This window comes from Actinoplanes sp. NPDC049668 (assembly GCF_044465445.1).
GTDB lineage: Bacteria > Actinomycetota > Actinomycetes > Mycobacteriales > Micromonosporaceae > Actinoplanes.
Genome location: NZ_JBITLR010000003.1, coordinates 841526 through 861179 on the forward strand (window position 1 = coordinate 841526; position 19654 = coordinate 861179).

Below are 19654 nucleotides of genomic sequence, written 5' to 3' on the forward strand. Positions count from 1 at the left end.
GATCCTCAACAGGTGGGCAGGTCGTTGACGTCGTCGCCGCCGTCGAGGTTGAGCCACGCGAACGGGATGTAGTTCTTGCCGGAGTAGTTCACCTGGATCCACCAGTCGGACTCCTTGTGGCTGTTGTAGATGTAGGAGTCGATGGACTCACCCTTCTTCTTGCAGTACGCCTGCAGCCGGGTGCCCGGCTCCGCCCAGCCCACCTGCCTGCCGTTGTCCTGCGAGGTGACGCTGAAGATCTCGTTGCCGTTGCGCCCGGGGCGGTCCTCGTCGCAGTAGGTGGCCGTGTCGCCGTTCTGGCCGTTGCGGCAGGTCGCGGTGCCGTAGAGCGCGCTGGTCTGCTGCGCCCGGGACTTCGGGTCGCTGGTGCCGGCCGCGGTCTTCGCGGTCACCGTCAGGGTGTAGTCCGTGCTCGGCTTCAGGCCGGTCACCTTGAGGCTGGAGCAGCTGCCGGTCGCGGAGCCGCCGCCCGAGGCCTCCACCGTGCAGGTCGGCGTCGCACCGCCGGCCTCGACGCTGAAGCTGACGGTCGCGGTGTTGAAGGTGGCCGAGGTGTCGGTGAGCGTCACGACCGGCTTCGGCAGCGTCTCGGCGGTCGCCGTCGCGGCCTCGCTGTCGCCGGCCTCGTTGACGGCCCGCACCTCGACGGAGATGCTCTTGCCGGTGCCGAGACCAGTGAGCGTCACCCCGGTGCCGTCGGTGACGTCGGTCGACCGGCCGCCCGCCGCCACCACGTACTTGGTGATGGGCCGGCCGTTCTCCGGCGGCGCGGCCCAGGTCACCTTGATCGCGCCGGCCTGGTCGCTGGCGGTCGCCGCGTCGAGGCCCTCGGGGCGGCCGGGCTTGGCGAACGGCACGACGCTGTTGCTGACCGGCGAGGCCTTCGACCCGGCGCCGCGTTCGTTGATCGCGACCACGGTGAAGGCGTACTGCTTGCCGTACTCGAGTTCGCCGTCCTTGATGGTCAGTGCGGTGTCGCCCTTGGCCTCGCCGATCGGGGCGGACGTGCCGTCGCTGACCGCGGTCACCGCGTAGCGGACGATGTCGAGGCCCTGGCCGTTCGCGGCCGGCCAGGTGACCCGGACGGTGCCGTCCGGCTTCGCCTCGGCGGCGGCGGAGGCCGGCGGGTCCGGCACCTCGGCGGTCGGCCGCACCGAGTTGCTGGTGCGGGCCGGGCCGTCGCCCTTCTTGTTGACGGCGTGCACGGCGAACCGGTAGGTCTCGCCGTTGGTCAGGCCGGTGACGTTGAGCGCGCGCTGGTTGGCGCCGACCTGGAACGTCTGTCCCGCGCCCTCGACCACGTACCGGGTGATCGCGGCGCCGTTGGCGGCGGCCGCCTGCCAGGTCACCCGGGCCTCGGCGTTGCCGGCGGCGGCGCGCACGCTGCGCGGCGCGCCCGGCTCGCTGACCGGCGGCTTCTTCGGCTTGGGCGGGGGCGGCGGGTCCGGCGGGGTGGGCGGCGGGTCTCCGCCGAGCACGTCGTCGGCGTACTTGTCGACGACCCGCACCCGGTGCGCGTTGTCGACGACGCGGGCGGTCGACGAGCCCGGCGCGTTGATGAACAGGTAGTTCTCCCGGACCTCGAGCTCGAGCGGGCCCGCGGTCTTGAAGCCGATGCCCTTCTGCTCGCGGCCGGCGTTGTCGAAGACGTGCACCGTGCCGGTGGACTCGTCGGCGACGTAGAAGTAGCCCTCCCAGGCGACGGCGGGCTGCAGCGCGGCGCCGTCGCCGGGCACCGCGAAGTCCGCGACCGGCGCGGCGTCGCGCACCGCGTAGACGTGGCGGGCGTCGGGGACGGTGACCGGCACGACCTCACCGTTGGTGTGCGTGGGCAGCGTGCCCGGGCCGGCGAGCGGCAGGGGAGTGACGGCCTTGCGGTCGTCGCGGATCGTGGTCAGCGCGTTGGTGGTGCGGTTGAGCACCGCGACGCCGTCGTCGAGAGTGGAGATGGCAAGGTCGTGGCTCGCCGGCGCGACCGGGTCGGTGCGCACCCGGGCCGGGCCGGCCGCGGTGCCGCCGCCGGCGCCCGCCGAGCCGTCCGGCAGGGGCGCGGCCGTGATCGCGGTGACCGTGCCCTCACTGGGCGCGGCGATCCACAGCCGGCCCTTGCCGTCGAAGACCCCGCCGGTGATGCCGGGCGGGAAGCGCAGGGACTGTCCGATCGGGGTCAGCTGGCGCGGGTCGAGCTGGCGTACCTCGCCCTGCACGGCGTCGATGACGAAGGCGGCGTCCTCGTGCAGCGCGACGCTGACGCCGATGCCGGCCGTCATCGTCTGCCGCACGAAGACCTGCAGGGTGGCGAGGTCCATCGAGCTGATCACGCCGGTCTGCTGGTCGCGCAGGATCACGAACCGGTCATTCTGCGTGACCTGCAGCTCGTGGCCGCGGGCCTTGGGCACGTCGACGCGGGTGTCGACGCGGGCGGTGACGCCGTTGATGCGGGCGACCTCGCCCTGGGTCTGGCTCCAGACCCAGGAGGCGGCATCGAAGCTCGCGACCGCCTGATCGGCGGCGCCGAGGCCGAGGACGGTGAGGCCGAGGCCGATGACGAGGCTCAGGACGGTGCCTATGGTGACGAGGCCGCCACGGCTGCGCCAACGGCGTCTGGGCTGCTGCACCTCGACATCTGCACTGGCCACGACCTGCTTACCTCCCCCGATTGCCCGTAGGACGCAGGCCATCATAGGGGGACGCGGGTTGTTGTGGACAGCCGCCAGTCACGTTTGTGGATTATGAAGATCGCCGAGAGTGATCATCGTGGGCCGGGCGGTGAGGCGTCGGGCTTCGTCGATCGGCTGGTGCAGGTCTGCGGCGAGGTGGAGAACTGCGTGGTGCTGTAGACGGCCACGATCGCGAAGCAATAGTCCAGGTCAGCGTTGAGCCCGTTGAGGTCGTACGAGGTCGTGTTCGGCCCGACGTTGCCCATCGGCCGGAGCTGTTCGCCGGTCTGGCTGCCGGTGATCACGAACGACGCGCGGCCGTTGGCCGGATCGCTCCAGAACAGCCGCACCGACGATCCGTAGTCGCGCATGCGCACATCGGTAGGGGCGGGCCCGCTGAGAGTTGGCACATCGGTGTCCGGATCGTCACCGCGATCGGCGAGGACGACCACCAGCGCGACCACGGCGATGATCACCCCGAGGACCGCGGCAATCGCCGCGAAAAGGGCCGGCGCCCTCCTCGTGTACGCCGATTCGTCCGCTTTCGCAGGTGCTCGATCGACGGGTCGCGCCGAGGCGTTTGGTCGCTCGAAGTGGACCTGCTCGTAGCCGCCCGGTGCGGGGGCGGGCAAGGCCTGCGGCGCGGGGGAGGGGAGATGCTGCGGCGCGGGCGCCGGGAAATGCTGCGGCGCGGGGGCCGGTGAGGGCTGCTCCGGCGGCGTGCGGGGCTGCGGCGGTACCTGGAACCGATGCAGCTCGGCGGCGGGCACCTCCAGCCGTACCGTAGGAGGGTCTTCCCCCAGGTAGGAGCGCGCGCGGAGCACGGCCCAGTGATCCGCGCCGAGCACGGCCGGGCCGTGCGCGGCCACCCGGCCGAAGGCCCGCCGGGCCTCGTGCCGGTTCTCCATCTCCTCGGCGACCATGCCCAGGTCGAACGAGATGCCCAGCATCAGCGGGTCGGTGTCGCCGAGGCGCCACTGCCCGGCGGCGTACGCCTCCTCCAGCACCCGCCGCGCGCCGGACGGGTCGTCGGCCCGCAGGTGCACCGCGGCGAGCTGCTGCGCGGTGGCGAGCACGTCGGGATCGTCCTCGCCCAGGTTGGCCCGGCCCAGGTCGACGGCGTGCTCGAGCGCGGCGCGGGCCTGGCCGAGGTCGCCGGAGTCGGCGAGGGCCTGCGCGTGCTGCCGGGCGGCGAGGAGCGGTGGCGGCTGGGACACGCACGCCATGCTGCCCGGAACGACGGCCGCACGCCAGTACGCGACGTTGCGTACCGGCGTGCGAGCGCCGTCAGTTCAGCTGGAAGCGGGAGACGATGGCCCGCAGTTCCCCGCCCATCCGGGCGAGGTTCGCGGCGGACTGCTGCGACTGGCCGACGCCCGCCGTGGTGACCTCCGCGGCCTGCGCGACGGCGGCGATCGTGGTCGCGATGTCCCGGCTGCTGTCGGCGGCCTCGGCGACGTTGCGGCCCATCTCGCCGGTGGTGGCGGTCTGCTCCTCGACCGAGGCGGCGATCAGGGTCTGGTACCCGCTGATCCGCTCGATGATCTCGGCGATCTGCGAGATGGCCTCCACCGCGCTCTGCGTGTCGGCCTGGATCGCGTCCACCCGCTGCGAGATGTCGCCGGTCGCCTTCGCGGTCTCCTGCGCGAGGTCCTTGACCTCGCTGGCGACGACGGCGAAGCCCTTGCCGGCCTCGCCGGCCCGGGCGGCCTCGATGGTGGCGTTGAGCGCGAGCAGGTTGGTCTGCTCCGCGATCGCGTTGATCAGCTTGACCACGTTGCCGACCTCGGCCGAGGAGGTGCCGAGCTTGCCGACCGTCTCGTTGGTCGCCTGTGCCACCCGGACCGCCTCGGCGGCGACGGCGGCGGCCTCGCCGGCGTTCTGCGCGATCTCCCGGATCGCGATGCCCATCTCGGAGCTTCCCGCGGCCACGGTGTTGACGTTCGCCGACACCTGGGTGGCGGCCCGGGTGACCTCCTGCGCCTGCGCGCTGGTCTCGTCGGCCGAGGTGGCGATCCGCTCGGAGACCCGGGACAGGTCGTCGGAGGCGCCGGCGAGGGAGTCGGCGTGCCCGGAGACGGCGCCGACCGTCTCGCGCAGCGAGTCGATGGTCTCGTTCAGCGCGTCGCCGAGCCGGCCGAGCTGGTCCTTGCTGCGGATGTCGACCTTCGCGGTGAGGTCGCCCTTGGCGAGCCGGCCGAGCGCGCTGACCACGACCGACAGCGGCTGGACGACGGACCGGGTGACCAGGATGCTCAGCGCGACGGCGAGGGCGAGCGCGACGAGCAGCGCGCCGCCGAGGGCGTACTGGCCCAGGCGCTGCGCGTCCTTGCTCTCCTTGCGGGCGGTCTCCATGCGCTTGTCGACGGACTTGCCGAGGGCGCTGGTCGTGTCCCAGATGGTGCCGAGCGACTCGGCCGCGGGGCCGTCGTTGATGGCGTCCATCGCCTTGACCCGGCCTTCCCGGCTGCCGTCGCCGATCCACGCCATGATCTTCTCGTCCCAGGCGAAGAAGTCGTCCCACGCGGGCTTGAGCTTGGCGTACAGCGCCTGCTCCGCGGGGGTCATGTGCGCGGTGTGCGCCTTCTTGAAGCTCTCGTACACCGCGTCCTTGGCGTGGAGTTCCTCGGTGCGGTTGAAGCTGTCCTTGCCGAGCCCCACGGCCGGCCCGTACGTGGCGACGTCGGCGACGACCAGCCCCTGCCAGCCGGAGATGTCCGCCATCTGGTACTCGGCGAGCGTCACGTCCTGCTGCACCGACTGCAGGTCGGTGAGGGTCTGCTGGGCCTGCTGCTGGCGCGCCATCGCCCACCAGCCCACGCCCGCGGCGACGATCATCAGTGCCATGAGCACCGAGAACGCGGCACCTAGCCGCCTGCCAACACCCGCTCGACCGAACTGCACGCCTGTTCCTTCCCGCAACCTGAAACCGTCGGACCCCTAATCGGCCGGGCGCACGCCGGGTACAGCACATGAGATGGCCGTCGCGATCGGATTCGGGCAAACCTCCGATAAAGTGATCAAATGCGACGAGTAGCGATATCGGTACTGACAGTCACCGTTCTGGCGGCAACCGCCTGCTGGATCGCCCCGGCGGGCGCCGGCGTACGGCCGGCCGGATGTGCGGCGACCGCGAGCCCGCGCGGCACCGCCGCGGAGATCGCGGAGATCGCCCGGTCGACCCGACGCGAACTCGGCCTCAGCGCGGCCCTGGTCCGGGTGACGGTCGGCGGGCGGGAGGTGGTGACCACCGCCGCCGGCGAGTCGATGGCCGGGGTGCCGGCGACCACGGACATGCGCTTCCGCATCGGTGCGGTCGCCATCGCGTACCTGAACGTCGTGCTGCTGCAACTGGTCGACGAGGGCACCGTGACGCTCGACGACCCGATCGCGCGCTGGCTGCCGTCGCTGCCCCGCGCCGACAAGGTCACCCTGCGGATGCTGGGCAGCAGCACGTCCGGATACCCCGACTACGAGAGCTACCCGCCGTTCGTCGCCCGGCTCTACGCCGACCCGTTCCGGCACTGGACCGAGCGGGAGCTGATCGGCCTCGCCCTGGCCCGCCCCGCCTGGTACGAGCCCGGCACCAACTGGAGCTACTCGCACGCCAACTTCGTCATCCTCGGCCAGGCCCTGGAACGCATCACGGGTACCGGTCTGGCGAGGCTGCTCCGCCAGCGGGTGCTCAACCCGCTCGGCCTCTCCGCGACCGTCTCCGCGAACACCGCGCTCATCCCGGGCCCGGTCCTGCACGGATACACCATCGAGCGCGGCCGGTTCGAGGACTCGACCTACTGGAACCCCTCCTGGACCACCGCCGCCGGCGCCGTCATGACCTCGAACATCTGCGACCTGGCCAGCTCCGCCCGGGCCGTCGGCGCGGGCCGCCTCATCTCCGCCCGCGCCCTGCGCACCCAGGTCGACCCGGGCACCGTCGGCCTCGGCGAACGCACCGCGACCTGCCCGGCGACGATCTGCGTGCACCAGAGCGAGGACCGCCACTTCGGGCTCGGCGTCGTCGTCGAGGACGGCTGGATCCAGCAGACACCGTCGTTCGCCGGCTACTCGGCCGTGCAGGCCTACCTGCCCGGCCGGGACATCGCCATCGCGGTCGCCACCACCCGGGGCCGCACCACCACCCAGGTGAACTCCGCCGAGACCGTGGCCGACCGGATCGCCGCCCTGCTCACGCGCGACCGATCCGCGACATAGAGCCCTTTTCCGTACGGGCACACCGAAGTTCCGTGGCGCCCGGCCCGGCCTCGCTGCAACGCGAGGCCGTGGCCGGGACCGCCGGGCTGAAGCGCGGCAAAAGCCGGTCTGCGGCTGTGCGCCAGCGTCCGGGCTTCCTCAGCGACCGGCCCGTCCTCGGCACCACGAGATCGTCGCTGGACTTCATGTCCGCGAGCTTCGACACCACGGTTCTGTGCGCTCCTGGGCGGCTCCTGTTGTTGCCGCGTGGCAGGCTGGCATGCCGTGATCGATGATTTCGCGAAGGACTACCTGCACGATCAGCTCAAGGTGACCCGTGCGGCCTTGGTCTGGAAGCTCGATGGTCTGTCCGAGTACGACATTCGGCGCCCCCTGACGGCGACTGGGACCAACCTTCTCGGCCTGGTCAAGCATCTCGCGACGTGGGAGGCCAGGTATCTTGGCGAGATCTTCGGCCGCCCGTTCCCGGAGCGGCTGCCCCTCTGGCAGGACGCGCCCCGACGTGAAGCTGTTCAACATGATGGTCCACGTTCTGCAGGACACCACGCGGCATGCCGGACACGCTGACATCCTGCGTGAGCAGCTCGACGGCCGGACTGGGGTGATGGCTGAATACGAAGAGCAGATCGACGCGGCAGCCCGCGCGACACACCGGGCGAAGATCGAGCGGGCCGCGCAGGCAGCGGCCGGCGGCGCGGGCCAGGCCGGTCTATCCGCCCCACCACCGGGCACCGTCGAGACCGCGCCCTGATCGGCCCGATCTCGCGGCTGCCGTGTTCAATCTCCAGCCCCGGCCCTGCCCGAGCAAGATCGCCCGGGCAGGGCCGGTCGGCTACTCGGCAGCCATGTAGTACTGCACGAGCGGAAGTCCGGTGAACCCGACCGCCTCATAGAGGGCGCGCGCGGGTGCGTGTCCGGGATCGCCGCCTGTTCCTACATTGATGAGTTTGAGCCCTTGGTCGCGGAGCCGCTGGATGGCGAACTCCATCAAGGCTCGGCCGTGACCACGACGCTGGTGCCCCGGGTGCACAGCGATCATCTCGATCATCCCCAGGGACTCGTCCCGGTCCTGTTGGAGAACGACGAAACCCACCGTGACGCTGTCGGCCGTGGCCAGAATGAACGACTCGGCGTCGTCCGCGAGACAGGTCCTTCGGACGCTGGCGGCTTGCGCCGCCCGCCATTCCGGCCGGTACAGGAGCTTGAATATCGGGGATCCGAGAATGTTCTCGAACGAGGCGAAGACTGGCTCCCAGGCTAGGAGAGACAGGTCGACGACGGCTTCCAGATCGGCGGGCGTCAGCGGCCGAATCTGGTGCGATGGCATGGTGGCGCGAGACTGCTCGGGCATGCGAGTGCTCCGTTCCAGGACGACGAAAGCCGATACGTGACACGTATGGCCAGAGACGTTGGAAGCGGCGGAGCAAGGTGTTGAAGGGTTGCTCGCCGCTCAGGAGCGGCGGGTTCGCCCAGCAGCGGCGCAGTAGCAGACGAAGGTCATGAGGCGCACATTAACGCAGGATCCGCGCCACTCGCGAACCGGTTTGCCTATCTCCGCACCGAGAGGGTGCCGACGCTTCAGCCCGGCGGTCCCGGCCACGCCCTCGAGTTGCAGTGAGGCCGGGCCGTGCGCCACAGCTTTCAGATCGGTTGGCGGGCAGGTGGATCCGGCTGCCGTGCCCGGCGGGCCGACCGTCGTGCAACCGCCCACCCCGGTGCCCTTTTTGTGGTCATATTGGCGGCATGTCAGCGGAACTGGCGAAGCGGGCTCCCTGGCGGCGTCGTGGCTGGTGGGCGGTGTTCGTGGTGGGCATGCTGGTCGCGGCCGGCTGGGTGGTCGTCGTGTGGGTGCGCCCGGCAGCCCGCGCGCCGCAGCCTGACGCGGGCACAGCCCGGATCGCCGGGCTGGCCGCGCTGCCGCCCCCGCCACCGGGCCCGTCCTGGGCGCCGCGGCCGGTACCCGTCAGCGGGTTGCGGACGGTGGCGACCGCCGACCGTGCGGGTTTCGCGTTGCACACCGCCAGCGGCGACAAGCGGTTCCTGCCCGGGGTGAATCTGGGCAGCACCACCCCGGGACACCAGCCCGGAGAGGTCGCGATCACCGCGGACGACGCCCGCGCCTGGTTCGCCGCGATGGACCGCCTCGGCGTCCGGGTGATCCGCATCTACACGATCCTTCCCCCCGCGGTCTACACCGAGCTGGCCGCGCACAACCGGGCACATCCCGACCGGCCGCTGTACCTGATGCACGGCGTCTACCTGCCGGATGAGTCGTACGTGACCAAGGGCAACCTGTACGACGCGAAGGTCACCACCTCGTTCACCGCCGAGCTGCGCGACGCCTCCGCCGCGGTGAGCGGGCAGCTGACCCGCCCGCCCATGCCGGGACGCGCCGGCGGCACCTGGAACGTCGACGTCAGCCCCTGGCTCATCGGCTGGATCATCGGGGTGGAGTGGGACCCCTACGCCACGAAAGCCACCGACAAGGCCAACGCCGCCGCGCCCCTGGTGTCCGGCCGCTACTTCCACAACACCGAGCAGGCGTCGCCGACGGAACGGTGGCTGGCCGCCCGCATGAACGAGCTGGCCACCGTCGAGGCCGCGGCCGGGCGCAGCGAGCCGGTGGCGTTCTCGAACTGGCCGACCGTCGACCCGATCTCCCACCCGTACGAACCGCTGGCCCAGGAGGACCTCGTCGGTGTGGACGCCAACCACGTCCGGCCCACCGCGGCGTGGCCGGGCGGCACATTCGCCTCCTACCACGCCTACCCCTACTACCCGGACTTCCAGCGTCACCAGCCCGAGCTGCAGACCTTCCAGTACGCCGGCCGCGCCGACCCCTACGCCGGCTACCTGAACCAGCTACGCGAACACCACCACGGCGTCATGCCGGTCATGATCACCGAGTTCGGGGTGCCGTCCAGCATCGGCAAGGCCCACCTGGGACCACTCGGCCGCGACCAGGGCGACCACGACGAGGCCGAGGCCATGCGAATCGACGCCGAACTGCTCCACATGATCAAAAATCTGGGGTTGTCCGGCGGCTTCATATTCGCCTGGATCGACGAATGGTTCAAGCTGACCTGGAACACCGTCACCCACCAGATCCCCGCCGACCGGCGTCAACTGTGGCACGACCCGCTCACCAACGAGCAGTACTTCGGGCTGATCGCCACCGACCCCACCGGAAGCCCCGACGCCGCACCACAGACGCTCGCCGAGGACCAGAAGGCGAAACCCGCCAGCCGGGTACGGGCCACGCTCGACGAGTCCTACCTGCACCTCTCCGTGACGCTGGCCCAGCCGCTCCCCGCCCGCCTCACCGTCGGGCTCGACGTCCTGCCCCGGCTGACCGGCGCACCTCCACCCGGTGGCACCGATGAGCGGCCCGACACCGCGTTCGCGCTCGACCTGGGCGCACACACCGGACAGTTGTGGATCCGCGTCCCACTCGACCCGATGCCGCTGGACTACCCCGTACCGGCATCCGCGCGCCCCGCCCCGGTCGACGGCTGGCAGCAGTTCCAGCAGATCGTCAACCGCGACCTGACCATCCCCGCGACCGGTAAGCGGCTACCCATCGAGCTGTTCGACGTCGGACGGCTGCGCCACGGCAGCTGGAACCCCGGCGACCCGCACGCCGACAGCCGCAACCTATGGCGCCTCGACCGCAGCGAGCTGACTCTGCGCATCCCCTGGGCCATGGCCGGCTTCGCCGACCCCTCCTCCCACCAGGTCCTCGTCCCCCACGGCAGCCAGGCCACCACCGAAACCAGCCCTGGCGCCGGCGTGCTGCTCAGTACCGGGACCGGCCCCGACCAGTTCGCCGGAACCGTCCGCTGGAACAACTGGCAGCGCGTCTACCACACCGAACGCCTCAAACCCGGGGCCGACGCCGTCCGCGACGCGCTGATCACCACCGCCGAAGCACCACCCTCCGCCCCGCCCGGCACCGCACCCGCACGGCCCACCGCGTCAGACTCAGGGCCCCGACCGCAGCCGTCGTGACCCACCAGCACTCCCGGCAAACCGCGGGAACCAGCAGCTTCAGCCCGGCGGTCCCGGCCACGGCCTCGAGTTGCAGTGAGGCCGGGCCGTGCGCCACAGAACTTCGGTGTGTCCGTACGGAATAGTGTTTCTACGTGTGATCGGGCGGCGGCAGGAAGTCCGGGCCGTATTGGTCGATGAGCGTTCGCAGCGCCTGCATCGTTGCCATGATCTCGTTGCGCCAGTCGCGGTCCGCGGCCGATTCCTGCTGGTCGGCCGAGCCGTCGAGCACGGTCCAGGCGTCGCGCAGCACCCGGTGTGCGTGCTCCTCCTCGGCCCGGCGGCGCAGCTGGTAGCGCCAGGTGTCGAGCACGTCGCCGGCCAGGGCGGTCATCTGCTTGAGGTCGCGGACCACCGGCTTCATCTCGTCCTCGACCAGCTTCATGCTCCGGGCCAGCGCGGCGTCGGCGTGGCCGAGCTTGGCGCGCAGGCCCGGGTCGATGGCCCGCAGGCGCTGCGCCGTGGCGCGGGTCTTGCGCCGCTCGGCGCCGATGGACTGGAGCATGCTCAGCTGCGCCGCCACCGTCAGCAGGGCGCGGGCGGCGGCCCGCTGCAGGTCGGCGAGGTCGACCATCGGCCGCTGGCCGCCGGCCTGAAAGCTGTGCAGGTCCACCAGGATGGTGTCCAGGGCCTCGACGGTCTGCAGGAGCTTGCGCAGCCGCTGCTGCTCGCCGGCGCCGGTGAGCCGGTACACGTCGCCGGTCTGCCGCCGCCGGGCGCGGGCCCGCCGGGCGGACCCGGTGGCCCGCAGGCGCAGGCAGACCAGGACCGCGAAGGTCAGCAGGACGGCGACGGCGCCGCCGACGAAGGCGCCCTGGTCCAGCCCGGGCACGAACGACCAGGCCACCACGAGGGACAGTCCGCAACAGAGCAGGGCGATCGCGACCGGGTCCAGCGGCGGCTGCGCGTCGGCCCGCCGGCCGGGTGTGTCCCGGTATGCCACCGGGCCGAGCCCTTCGGTGCCCGCGGCCCAGCCGTGCACGTGCAGCTCCGCGCCCTGCTGGACGATGCGGACCGAATCCAGTGTCGCGCGGGCCGCCATGGCGACCATTCTTCCAAGAAGCGGCCCGGATCTCGGTCACCCAAAAGGGGTCAGCGGAGCCGCACCTCCAACGTGTGCCGCCCGCCGGTGCCCGCGGCGAGCAGCACCTCGCTGCCGCGCGCGGTGCTCCGCTGCCGGTACGCCGCGGTCCGCCCGTCCAGGCGTACCCCCGCGACGGTCGCGCCGGCCGGCAGCACCGCGCCCAGGGTGAGCCCGGCCCGCACCGTCGAGCGCACCGAGACGGTGAGGGTGCCCGCGGTCCGGGTCGCCGTCACGTCGAGCGACCCGGCGCCGACCCGGATGTTCCGGCCGGCGATGCGCTCCTGGCCGGGCGGCAGGGCCGGTATCACCGACAGCCGGCCGCGGCCGACGTCCGGATCGACGCCCAGCTGCTGGTGCACCACCGGCCAGAGCACGCCGTACGCGCCCCAGGCCTGCAGCACGCTGGACCGGCCGAGGAAGTCCCGCTCGATGTTGGCGACGAAGTCCGGCGACGGCGCCACCTCCGGCATCGCGCCGGGCATCTCCCAGACGGCCGGGTCGAGCTGGATGCGGGCGTTGCCGGTGGTGTAGCGCCGCTGCGGACCGAGCCGGCCGTAGTTGCCCTCGGCGACGGCCATCACGGCGGTGTTGAGCGAGAACGTCGCCCGCTCGGCCGGCACGGTGGACACCACGCTGTCGCAGGACGGGCCGGTGTTGCCGGCCGGCGCGCTGGTCGGCCCGCTGCCGGTGTGGAAGAGGCCGAACTCGCCCGTGTAGCAGGCCCGTTCCCGCTGCGCCAGCGCGACGTGCGCGTGGCCGGGTGCGGCGAGCGGCCCGCCGGGCAGCTCGGCCTCCATCGGGGTGAGCCCGGTCCAGTGCCGCTGGAACACCGCGACGTTGCCGGGATCGCTCAGCGAATCGGCGTACGCGGCGGCGTCACCGCCGTACCACCAGGTCCGCTCGAAGGCCTGCTCGCGCCGCTCGGCCTGCGCGTTCGCCCAGCGGGCGACCGCGCGATCGCCGCGGGCCGCCGCCAGTTCGGCCAGGTCGCGCAGCCCGCGGACGGTGTAGACCGCGACGTCGAGCTTCTCCGCGCCCATGCCCGGCCGCTCCACGTTGCCGAGCCCCTCGGGCCAGCCGTCGGCGTCGGCGTCGAGCCCGGTCACGTACCGCATGGCGCGCACCGCGGCGTCGTACATCTCGTCCCGGAACGCGTCGTCGCCGGTCCACCGCCAGATCAGCGCCACCGTGCTGGGGAATTTGGCGCTCTCGTCGGTGTTGCCCGGGTCGTCGTTCGCGCCGAAGTAGACCTGCCCGTCCGGGGTGACCTCGTGCACCACCTTGCCGGACCCGCCGTTGACGATCTCGCTGATGTCACGCAGCGCCCGCAGGTGCGCCTTGATCGGTTCGAACTGCCCGGCCGCCACCGACGCGAACGCGGTGTACTCCGCGTCGGTCGCGAAGATCCACGGATAGTCGGGCCACCCGGCGCCGACCCACCGCGCCACGTCGACGGTGCCGGCCGGCGGCGGGAATTGCGTGCCCTCCCGGCTGGCGAACACGCCCAGGTCGCGCGCCTCCTGCACGGAATCGGCGAGGTTCTGCTTGGACCACTCCACGCTGCGCTGCAGCAGCCGGTCGCCGGGCAGGTCCACCCGGGTACGCGCGGCGACGTCCGCCCGGCCGGCCAGCTTGCGGGCCAGGCCCCGGCCCGGGTCGCGCAGCGCGGCCCGCGCCTGCGCGGTGGCCGCCGCGACGCCGTCGTCCGAGCCGGCCACCGCGAACCAGACCGTGCGCCCGCCGCGCGGCACGTCCACCGTGTAGGTGAGCCGCCCGCCGGTGCCGCGGCCGAACGGCCCGTCGTCGCAGCGCGGCGGCGCCGGGTCGGCCGGCGGGCACACCACGGCGGGCTCCTGCGGCCCGCGGTGGCCGGCGCCGAGCGCGTGTCCGTCCGGCGCCAGGTCGCTGCCGACCACCGCGGCGTACTCGTGCGGTCGCTCCCCGCCGGCCGTCTCCCGGAAGACCAGATTCCGCCCGTCGAACCCCCCGCTGTCGGGCAGATTGACGGTCTCCTGGCTGGGCGTCGTCCACCCCCAGGGGTACGCGGAGAGCAGCTCGGAGTGCGCGTCGACCGACAGCGCGACCCGCCGGGCCGGCCCGGCGAAGGCGAGCCCGACCAGCACCGCCCGGCCCCCGTCCGGCGCCACGTCGGTACGCCGGACCCGCAGCCCGCCGGGACCGGCCAGCTCCATCTCGACGAAGCCGTTGCCGCTGGTGAACCGCTCCGCGCTCAGCCACTGACCGTCGACGGCGAACCACAGGCCGTCGAGCAGCTTGATCGGCGGGCTCCAGAAGCCGCCCATCTCGCCGCGGATGTGCCAGCCCGTCGCCGGATAGCGGCCGTCCTCGGCGCCGACCTCGTAGGCGCGGTCACCGGTCGCCACGAACCGCCGGTCGGCCAGGCGCCGCTGCTCCGACAGCCCGCCGCGGCCGGCGTCCGCGGAGGCCGGCGGCGCGACGGCCCCGGCGGCCGCCACGACCGCGACCAGGCAGGCCAGGCTCGTCCCTCGGATCCGGCGCATGCGGGCCTCCCTGCTGATCGACGTCGATCGCTGGCCCTACCGTGTCCCCGGCCGCCCATGACCGCAACTTCAGGCCGGCACGCGCCTTCGCGCCGACCAGGTCGCGGCAACGGCGACGAGGCCGACGGCGCCCAGCGCCGCGCCCCGGGAGAACCCGACGAACAGCGAGTCGGTGAGCAGCCCGTACAGGAAGCCCGCGACCGCCGGGCCGAGGATCGCCGACCAGGCGAGCACACGGGTCCGGCGACTTTCGATTTGTTCGGGTGCGCTGCGCTGGGGCGCGCGGCGCCACCAGACGGCGAGCCACGCGACGATGATCACGGTCGCGGCGACGTCGCTGAAGTGCTGCATCCACTGCCATCCGAGCAGTGAGCCGTGCCGCGCCTCCAGCCAGGGGATGTGCTGGGTGCCCCACATCCAGTCGTGGGTGATGCTGTCCCAGGCGATGTGGGTCGCGGCGCCGAGCAGCACCGCGACGAGCACGCGCAGCACCCGCCCGCCGGACCCGAAGTGATACGCGAGCCCGCGGGGGACGTCGTCAGGGAGCCGGGCGGCCAGAGACCGGGGCGCGATGGCGACCACGGCCGGCCCGAACAGCGCCTGCCACAGCACGAAGGCGCCCGTGCCGAGCACCAGGTCGACGGTGATCAGCCCCAGCGACGTGTGCGCGAAATGGATCACCACCGCGACCGGCAGCAGCATCGTCAGGTCGGGTGTCATGGAGCCGATGACCAGCGCGGAGGCAGGCAGGCCGCGGCGCACGAACGGGAGCACGGCGGCCGGATGACCTGCGGTGAAGGGCACCAGCCATCCTACGTCGCGAGCACCCCCGCGCCGCTGCGCACCTCGAAGACCAGGTGCGTCTCGGTCTGGCGCACCACCCGGTGGCTGGTGACGTGCTGGAGCACGAAGTCGCGCAGCGCCTCGGCGTTCTCGACGGCGACGTGCAGGTAGAAGTCGTCGGCGCCCGCCACGTGGAAGGCCTGGATGACGCCCGGCGCGCTGACCAGTGCGTCGTACAGCTGGTTGACGTTGGTCATGGTGTGGCTGCCCAGCCGGACCATGATGATCGCCTGGAGCGGGTAGCCCAGCAGCGCCAGGTCCAGCTGGGCCCGGGTGCCGGTGATGATGCCGGCCTCGCGCAGCGCCCGGACCCGGTAGGCGCAGGTCGACTCGGCCAGCCCGAGCCGCCCGGCGAGCGTCTTGTTGCTCAGGTCGGCGTCGGTCGACAGCGTGCCGAGCAGCAGCCGGTCTATCTGATCGAGTTGCGGTTTCCCCAACGTGCTCGGCCCCCACACGCTCGCAGTTTCCTCAGAAACACAGGAACAGCCGCCAGGGCTGTGGAATTCACAATGAGTATTTGAAAAAGTTACGCCATCAGTAAGTCTGGCGCCATGCACAGCGACTCGATTGCCGTGCACGCCGGCCGTGAGGACCTCACCGCCCTCGGCGTACACGCCCTGCCCCTCGACCTGTCGTCGACGAACCCCCTGCCGGACATCCTCCGCGGCGGCGAGTCCTACGAGAGCATGGCCACCGGCGGCTACCCTCTGCCGGACGGCGGCGCCGTCTACGCCCGGCTCTGGAACCCGACCGTGGCCCGGTTCGAGTCGGCGCTGGCGCAACTGGAGCGGGCCGACACCGCTGTCGCGTTCGGCTCCGGAATGGCCGCCATGACGGCCGCGATCCTGGCACACACGACCATGATCGGCCGGCGCCACGTGGTGGCCGTCCGCCCGCTCTACGGCGGCACCGACCACCTGCTCGCCACCGGCCTGCTCGGCGCGGAGGTGACCTTCTGCGACGAGGCCGGCGTCGCCGACGCCATCCGGCCCGACACCGGCCTGGTCGTCCTGGAGACGCCCGCCAACCCGACGCTCGAGCTGGTCGACATCGCGGCCGTCGTCGCGCAGGCCGGCACCGTCCCGGTCCTGGTCGACAACACCTTCGCGACCCCGGTCCTGCAGAACCCGGTCACCCTCGGCGCCGCGATGGCCCTGCACAGCGCGACCAAGTACCTCGGCGGCCACGGCGACGTCGTCGCCGGCGTCATCGCCTGCGGGGAGGAGACCGCGTCCCGGCTGCGCCAGGTCCGCGCCGTCACCGGCGGCCTGCTCCACCCGCTGGGCGCCTACCTCCTGCACCGCGGCCTCACCACCCTGCCCATCCGGGTACGCACACAGCAGGCGAACGCGGCCCGGATCGCCGAGTGGCTGGCGGCGCACCCGGCCGTCGACCGCGTCTACTACCCGGGCCTCGACGGCGACCCGCGCGGCCTGCTGGACCGGCAGCTGCGGGGGACCGGCGCGATGATCTCGGTAGCGTTGCGCGGCGGTTTCCCGGCGGCCGGGCGCATCACCGGTCGTACCCGGCTGTTCACGCATGCCGTGTCGCTGGGCGGCGTAGACTCCTTGATCCAGCACCCGGCGGCATTGACACACCGCCCTGTCGCCCCGGAGGCCCGGCCCTCGGCCGGTCTGGTGCGGCTCTCGATCGGCCTGGAACACGTCGACGACCTCGTCGACGACCTCGACCAGGCACTCGCCGCCGCCGCCGTTCGCACCCCGGCCATGCCCGTCCTCTCGACCCGCTAGACCCCACCTCGGAGACATCGATGAACGAGAAGTCCGCCGACGCTCCCGGTGTCGAGGTGCTGCGGGTGATCGCCCGCCGCGTGCTGTGGCTGGCGGCGTCGATCGTGGACGCCGCCAACGCCGGGCGGCCCAACGACTCCGGGGTCAAGGTCGGCGGCCACCAGGCCTCCAGCGCCTCGATGGTCGACATCATGGTCGCCCTGTGGTTCGCCGAACTGACCAGCCGGGACCGGGTGTCGGTCAAACCGCACGCCTCGCCCGTGCTGCACGCCATCAACTACCTGCTGGGCGACCTCGACGAGTCCTACCTGCCGATGCTGCGCGCCAAGGGCGGCCTGCAGTCGTACCCGTCCCGCCTGAAGGACCCCGACACGGTCGACTTCTCCACGGGCTCGGTCGGCATCGGCGCGACCGCCGCGCTGTGGGCGGCGATGGCACACCGCTACGTCGCGGCCCGCTTCCCCGACGTGCCCCCCGGCGGCCGTTTCGTCAGCCTCCTCGGCGACGCCGAACTCGACGAGGGAGCGATCTGGGAAGCGGTCATGGACCCGGCCGTCGCCAAGATGGGCGAACTGCTCTGGGTCGTCGACCTCAACCGCCAGTCCCTGGACCGCGTCGTCCCCGACATCCAGATCGCCAAACTCCAGGGCATGTTCGCCGCCGCCGGCTGGCAGGTGGTCATCCTCAAATGGGGCCGCGTCATCACCCGCCTGTTCGAACGCCCCGGCGGCCAGGCACTGCGCGCCCGCCTCGAGGCGATGCCCAACGAGGAGTACCAGCGCATGCTGCGGGTCGACCCCGCACAGATCCCCGAACGCATCCTCGCCGGCGGCGAGGACACGGCAGACACGCCGGCCCTCAAGGCCCTCCTGGACGAGATCCCACCCGCGGAGCTGGCAGCCGCCGTCCGCGACCTCGGCGGCCACGACCTGGGCCTGCTCGTCGACACGTTCGGCAGCGTCGACCAGCACCGCCCGTCCGTGGTCTTCGCCTACACCGTCAAGGGCCGCGGCCTCCCGACGGAGGGCCACCCCAACAACCACTCGGCGCTGCTCTCCGCCGCCCAGATGGACGCCCTCGCCGCGACCTCCGGCATGGACCGCGAATCACCCTGGCACGGCTTCGAGCCACACACCGCCGCCGGCCAGCTCTGCCAGGAGCGCGGAGCCGCCCTGCACCGCGAGCCGACCGCCCCCACCGCGCCCATCCCGGTCCCGGCACAACTCGGCCACGGCTACCGCAAGCCCATCAGCACCCAGGCCGCCCTCGGCCGCCTCCTGGCCGACCTGCCCCGCGACGCCCCCTCGGCCGCTGCCCGGGTAGTCACGTGCTCCCCGGACGTCGCCTCGTCCACCAACCTGGGCGGCTGGATCAACAAGACCGGGGTGTGGTCCGTCGAGGAGCGCCACGACTGGTTCGAGGACGACGCCGAACGCGTACTGCGGTGGCGCGAGAGCGAGAAGGGCCAGCACATCGAGCTCGGCATCGCCGAGGTCAACCTCGTTTCCCTCCTCGGCGAACTCGGGGTGACCTGGTCACGCTGGGGCGAGCGCCTCATCCCCATCGCCACCATCTACGACCCCTTCGTCTCCCGAGCCCTGGAACCCTGGTCCTACGGCATATACGCCGGCGGCCAGTCGATCCTGGTCGGCACCCCGTCCGGGGTGACCCTGGCGCCGGAGGGCGGGGCACACCAGTCCATCACCACCCCGTCGATCGGCCTGGAACAGCCCGGCTGCGTGGCCTGGGAACCGGCGTTCGCCCAGGATCTCGAGTGGTGCTTCCTCCACGCGATGAGCCAGGTCGGCATCGAGGGCGGCACGTCCGCGTACTTCCGCCTCTCCACCCGCCCCCTCGACCCGGCCCTCGCCGAAGTACCGGAGGACCCGTCCCTGCGCGACCGCCGCCGCCGGCAGGCCGTCGCCGGGGGCTACCGGCTACCCGCCGCCCACCTCCCGCAGGACGAGGACGTCACCCTGGTCGGGGTCGGCGCGATCATGCCGGAGGTGATCGCGGCGGCGGACACCCTGGCCGCGGCGGGCGTCAGGGCCGGCGTCGTCTGTTTGACCAGCCCTGACCTGGTGTTCCGCTCGTTGCAGCAGCGGGACAGCCGGGAGGCCGGGCTGGGCGGGGGGATCCTGAGCGAGCTGTTCCCCACGGAGCACCCCGCACCACTGGTCACGGTCCTGGACGGGCACCCGCACACGCTGACGTTCCTGGCGGCGGCCCGCGGCGACCGGATCCGAAGCCTCGGCGTCACGACGTTCGGCCAGTCCTCAGGCCTCGCCGACGCGTACCACCTCCACGGCATCGACACCGACTCAATCGTCGACGCGGCCCTGACCATGACCGGCCGCTGACCACGTCCGCCCTTCCGGCATCGGGCACTGCAACCGTGTGGGTCCGCTGATTCGACCTGTCCCTGACCTGGCGGGCCGGCGTCCCCGTCGAGGCGGGTGGGCCGGGTTCGGGTTCGGCGGCGGGCCGTGTAGAGTTCTCTCCTGTGCGGCCCGCCGGGCAGCGGTTTGAGGGTGT

12 protein-coding genes and 1 pseudogene are annotated in these 19654 nt (G+C 72.2%); 5 read left to right on the plus strand and 8 right to left on the minus strand.

From position 1 onward, the window contains the following. Window positions 1-5 precede the first annotated feature (5 nt). The 3 genes from ACIBSW_RS16620 to ACIBSW_RS16630 all read right to left on the minus strand — a co-directional run bounded on the left by ACIBSW_RS16620 (window position 6) and on the right by ACIBSW_RS16630 (window position 5507). Window positions 6-2639: a fibronectin type III domain-containing protein gene (locus tag ACIBSW_RS16620; protein WP_354729566.1), complete on the minus strand. Its 2634-nt coding sequence runs from the start codon at window positions 2637-2639 to the stop codon at window positions 6-8. A 113-nt stretch (window positions 2640-2752) separates the two neighbouring features. Then, the gene (locus tag ACIBSW_RS16625) at window positions 2753-3877 is read right to left on the minus strand and encodes a tetratricopeptide repeat protein (protein WP_354729568.1); all 1125 of its coding nucleotides are present in this window, start codon (window positions 3875-3877) and stop codon (window positions 2753-2755) included. A 70-nt stretch (window positions 3878-3947) separates the two neighbouring features. Continuing rightward, window positions 3948-5507 (minus strand): methyl-accepting chemotaxis protein, encoded by a 1560-nt coding sequence (locus ACIBSW_RS16630; RefSeq protein ID WP_404799362.1) that lies wholly within the window; start codon window positions 5505-5507, stop codon window positions 3948-3950. A gap of 177 nt (window positions 5508-5684) precedes the next feature. Here ACIBSW_RS16630 and ACIBSW_RS16635 point away from each other — a divergent pair, with 177 nt between their 5' ends. Next, entirely contained in the window at window positions 5685-6872 is a 1188-nt protein-coding gene (locus tag ACIBSW_RS16635) for a serine hydrolase domain-containing protein (protein ID WP_354729572.1), read from the plus strand. A gap of 309 nt (window positions 6873-7181) precedes the next feature. Next, window positions 7182-7623 (plus strand): annotated as a pseudogene (locus ACIBSW_RS16640) (DUF664 domain-containing protein). An 81-nt stretch (window positions 7624-7704) separates the two neighbouring features. Here the strand turns inward: ACIBSW_RS16640 and ACIBSW_RS16645 are convergent. Beyond that, window positions 7705-8223, minus strand: a complete 519-nt coding sequence (locus ACIBSW_RS16645) for a GNAT family N-acetyltransferase (RefSeq protein ID WP_354725289.1) — start codon at window positions 8221-8223, stop codon at window positions 7705-7707. A 392-nt stretch (window positions 8224-8615) separates the two neighbouring features. On the opposite strand from ACIBSW_RS16645, the gene ACIBSW_RS16650 reads away from it, so the two are divergent. Further along, window positions 8616-10880 carry a hypothetical protein gene (locus ACIBSW_RS16650; RefSeq protein WP_354725291.1) on the plus strand — a complete coding sequence of 755 codons (2265 nt, stop codon included), beginning with the start codon at window positions 8616-8618 and terminating at the stop codon, window positions 10878-10880. Between the two features lie 130 nt (window positions 10881-11010). On the opposite strand, the gene ACIBSW_RS16655 is transcribed toward ACIBSW_RS16650, so the two are convergent. The 4 genes from ACIBSW_RS16655 to ACIBSW_RS16670 form a co-directional block, all read right to left on the minus strand. Beyond that, the gene (locus ACIBSW_RS16655; RefSeq protein ID WP_354725293.1) at window positions 11011-11961 is read right to left on the minus strand and encodes a hypothetical protein; all 951 of its coding nucleotides are present in this window, start codon (window positions 11959-11961) and stop codon (window positions 11011-11013) included. A gap of 50 nt (window positions 11962-12011) precedes the next feature. Next, window positions 12012-14525: a hypothetical protein gene (locus tag ACIBSW_RS16660; RefSeq protein WP_354725295.1), complete on the minus strand. Its 2514-nt coding sequence runs from the start codon at window positions 14523-14525 to the stop codon at window positions 12012-12014. Window positions 14526-14594: 69 nt separating this feature from the next. Continuing rightward, window positions 14595-15329: a DUF4184 family protein gene (locus tag ACIBSW_RS16665; RefSeq protein ID WP_354725297.1), complete on the minus strand. Its 735-nt coding sequence runs from the start codon at window positions 15327-15329 to the stop codon at window positions 14595-14597. An 8-nt stretch (window positions 15330-15337) separates the two neighbouring features. After that, the gene (locus ACIBSW_RS16670; RefSeq protein ID WP_354725299.1) at window positions 15338-15823 is read right to left on the minus strand and encodes an Lrp/AsnC family transcriptional regulator; all 486 of its coding nucleotides are present in this window, start codon (window positions 15821-15823) and stop codon (window positions 15338-15340) included. A 96-nt stretch (window positions 15824-15919) separates the two neighbouring features. On the opposite strand from ACIBSW_RS16670, the gene ACIBSW_RS16675 reads away from it, so the two are divergent. Both ACIBSW_RS16675 and ACIBSW_RS16680 read left to right on the plus strand, forming a co-directional pair. Further along, on the plus strand, window positions 15920-17119 hold the full coding sequence (locus tag ACIBSW_RS16675) for a PLP-dependent transferase (protein ID WP_354725301.1): 1200 nt from the start codon (window positions 15920-15922) through the stop codon (window positions 17117-17119). Between the two features lie 20 nt (window positions 17120-17139). Further along, on the plus strand, window positions 17140-19479 hold the full coding sequence (locus ACIBSW_RS16680) for a transketolase-like TK C-terminal-containing protein (protein ID WP_354725303.1): 2340 nt from the start codon (window positions 17140-17142) through the stop codon (window positions 19477-19479). Window positions 19480-19654 lie beyond the last annotated feature (175 nt).